3 protein-coding genes are annotated in these 2,509 nt (G+C 49.4%); all 3 read right to left on the bottom strand.

Annotation, left to right across the window (positions count from 1 at the left end; genetic code table 11):
• Positions 1 to 61 precede the first annotated feature (61 nt).
• Genes tnpC through tnpA form a run of 3 tightly spaced genes read right to left on the bottom strand, consistent with a single transcriptional unit; the run spans position 62 to position 2,440 of the window.
• Positions 62 to 1,618, bottom strand: a complete 1,557-nt coding sequence (gene tnpC / locus BSZ32_RS18135) for an IS66 family transposase (RefSeq protein ID WP_105044907.1) — start codon at positions 1,616 to 1,618, stop codon at positions 62 to 64.
• Between the two features lie 52 nt (positions 1,619 to 1,670).
• Positions 1,671 to 2,024, bottom strand: coding sequence for an IS66 family insertion sequence element accessory protein TnpB (tnpB, locus tag BSZ32_RS18140; RefSeq protein WP_105044908.1), 354 nt, complete (start codon positions 2,022 to 2,024; stop codon positions 1,671 to 1,673).
• Positions 2,018 to 2,440 carry an IS66 family insertion sequence element accessory protein TnpA gene (tnpA, locus tag BSZ32_RS18145; protein ID WP_129589843.1) on the bottom strand — a complete coding sequence of 141 codons (423 nt, stop codon included), beginning with the start codon at positions 2,438 to 2,440 and terminating at the stop codon, positions 2,018 to 2,020. The genes tnpB and tnpA overlap by 7 nt, the downstream gene beginning before the upstream one ends.
• Positions 2,441 to 2,509: the final 69 nt, after the last annotated feature.

Here is a 2,509-nt window from a genome sequence, read left to right on the forward strand (position 1 = left end):
TAAGCGGTCAGTATGCGGCCCTTGGGTTCTACTTGCTTAGGAGGCTTTGTTTTTTGCCGATTTAGGCTGCGCTTTGAGCCGCAGGGCTGACTACTGGATTTTGCTCTAATTTCTGCAGAGCTAGCCAGGCTTTGGGGAGCAGTTCTCGGAGGTCTTGTTGATTGGTTCTACCTATCATTTTTTCAAAGACCCATTTGAGGTAGGCTTGGGCATCTTTGCCTTCTCGCCTGATGTTCTCTATCAACGTGTAGATGACGGCACTGCGCCAGCCTGTTTCTTCACCGCCGATGAAGAGCCAGTTCTTTGCGCCAAGCTTGAGTGGACGCACGCTGTTCTCAGCGGCGTTATTGTCGATGGTCGGAGAGTGTTTGAGAGCGTTACAGAGCTTTAGCCATTGGTTGAGGGCGTAGCGAACTGCCTTGCCCAGTGAACTTTGAGGCAGGTAGCGGTTTTTAAAACTTTTGAGAGTCTTCCAAATTTGTTGGAGTACAGGTGTTAGATGTCGTCGCCTGTAGTAGGCTATAGCTTCTGGGGGGTGATGACTTTGCCCGATCCATTCTTTGTATTTCCTCTCAGAGCTGTAGAGCCTGCCCACTAATCGGATGATTTTGAGTGCTTCTGGGTAGTCGGACTTCGCTTCTACGAATTTTCTACGCATGTGGGTCCAACAACCGACCTGAAGGACTCGGGGGCGCTTTTTGCTCCAAGTATCGTAGGCGCTGTAGCCATCGCTTTGTAAAACACCAGCGAAGCTTTTTTCATCATTAGTTAAAATATTATCTAGGCAGGTGTGGGCTCGGCCTGTGTGCCAGTCGTAGAGAACTCCAGCTCGGCTATTCTGATAGATCCAGAAGTAACCTAAGCGGGTTCCTCCTCCCTTACTTTTATAATCGACGGGTGTTTCATCGATATTGAGGTGGAGGGAGCTTCGAAGGTCTTCGGCTATGAGTTTGTAAAGCGGTTCTAGCTTGTCGGCTGCGAAATTAGTCCAGTAGCAGAGGGTGTTGCGTGGGATGTGAATGCCGTGGCGCAACTCCATGATTTTTTCTTGGCGATAGTAGGGCAAGTGGTCGTGGTACTTGCCGATGAGAACATGGGCGAGAAGCGATGGTGTGAGGATACTACCTTCTAACAAGCTCGCTGGGGCTGCTGCGGTGAGCCAGCGTGGAATGGGTTCGCCTCTTTCAACATAGGTGGGACGAATGGTAACGTGGCGGGTGTACCGCGCAGGTGTGACGTCGAGCTTTTCAGATCTCTTTTCGGCCACTTGTCTGTAAGACTCGGGGTTTGATTTAACTTCATCAGGGATAAGAGTCGTTTCAGTCGTGAAGATGTTCTCGGGCAGGCGAGGCTTGCGCGAAGCTCGTTTCTTGGAAGGATGTTCTTCAGCCGCCAGTGGATCTTCGTTTCCATCGACGGCTGCGGGCTTTTTTACTGAGTCTGGATCTAGCAGTAGCTCTAATTGATTGGCATCTAGCTTTTCACTTTTACTCCCGAATAGGGCGCGAATAAGCATGTCGATCTTCTCTTGTTGAAGACGGAGTTGCTCTTTTAGGTAGGCGTTATCTGCACGAAGTTGTGCGATGATAGCATCCTTATCCTGTTCGTTGTTAGGCACACTCCAGTAACGTTACTGGAGTGGGTTTCTTTTCAAAAAACAGCCCTTTATTTTAAGGTTTTTCGTACCACGCTCGACGACAGCCGTCACGGAGGTCTATTCCGTCGGTGAGCATCGCGAGAGCTGTAGGTTCGAGGCAGATTTTACCGTCTTTGGTACTGGTGTGTTTTGGCCAACTGAAGGTTCCTTTTTCTAAACGCTTTGCCATGACCCAAAGACCAGAGCCGTCCCAGTAAAGAATCTTGAGCAAGGTTCGTTTTTTGTTTGTGAAGAGGTAGGCGGCTCCACTCGTTGGGGATTCCTGAAGCTTTTGACTCACAACAGCACTGAGACCATTGAAGCTCTTGCGCATATCACAGGGCTCGGTTGCTAAGTAGACCTTAAGGTTTCCGCTGAAGCTTAGCATTGGCTTTGGCGGTTGAGCTTGTTGAAGAGAGCTGCAGCTAACTCGGCTTGAGAGGAGTCCGAGATGGTGAGTCTCAGACCTGAAGCGTGTTCGACAACAAGCTCCCTATTGCTTGTTACTAAGTCTCGGCTCAGAGGTGGGATCTCTAGTTCGACCAAAGATTCTATGAGCTGTTCTGGAGATTTGGCGAAATCATGTTGAGGATCACTAGGTTCTCTGCGCCGCTTTTGAACCCAAGTGGCAAAGGTTTGATACTTGATGCCGTGAAGCTCGGCAAACTTCACTCCTGATAATGAACTGCACTCAAAGGCATTGAGGAGTTTCTCGCGATGTTCTTTTCCCACTCGTACACGGCCGATGCTGTCCGATTTGATTAGTGAGTTCTCTGGGTATTTCGTAGACGTCGTAGTAGTCATGCTATGACATCTATGAAATTGACGTTGCAACGGTGAAGTCCAAAGCGAGGGTCGCGTACTGACCGCTTA

The organism is Rubritalea profundi, from assembly GCF_002954445.1.
Classification (GTDB): domain Bacteria; phylum Verrucomicrobiota; class Verrucomicrobiia; order Verrucomicrobiales; family Akkermansiaceae; genus Rubritalea; species Rubritalea profundi.

Coding starts and splice junctions, on each gene's coding strand:
- tnpB (WP_105044908.1), bottom strand. CDS start 2,024: ATGCTAAGCTTCAGCGGAAACCTTAAGGTCTACTTAGCAACCGAGCCC.
- tnpA (WP_129589843.1), bottom strand. CDS start 2,440: ATGACTACTACGACGTCTACGAAATACCCAGAGAACTCACTAATCAAA.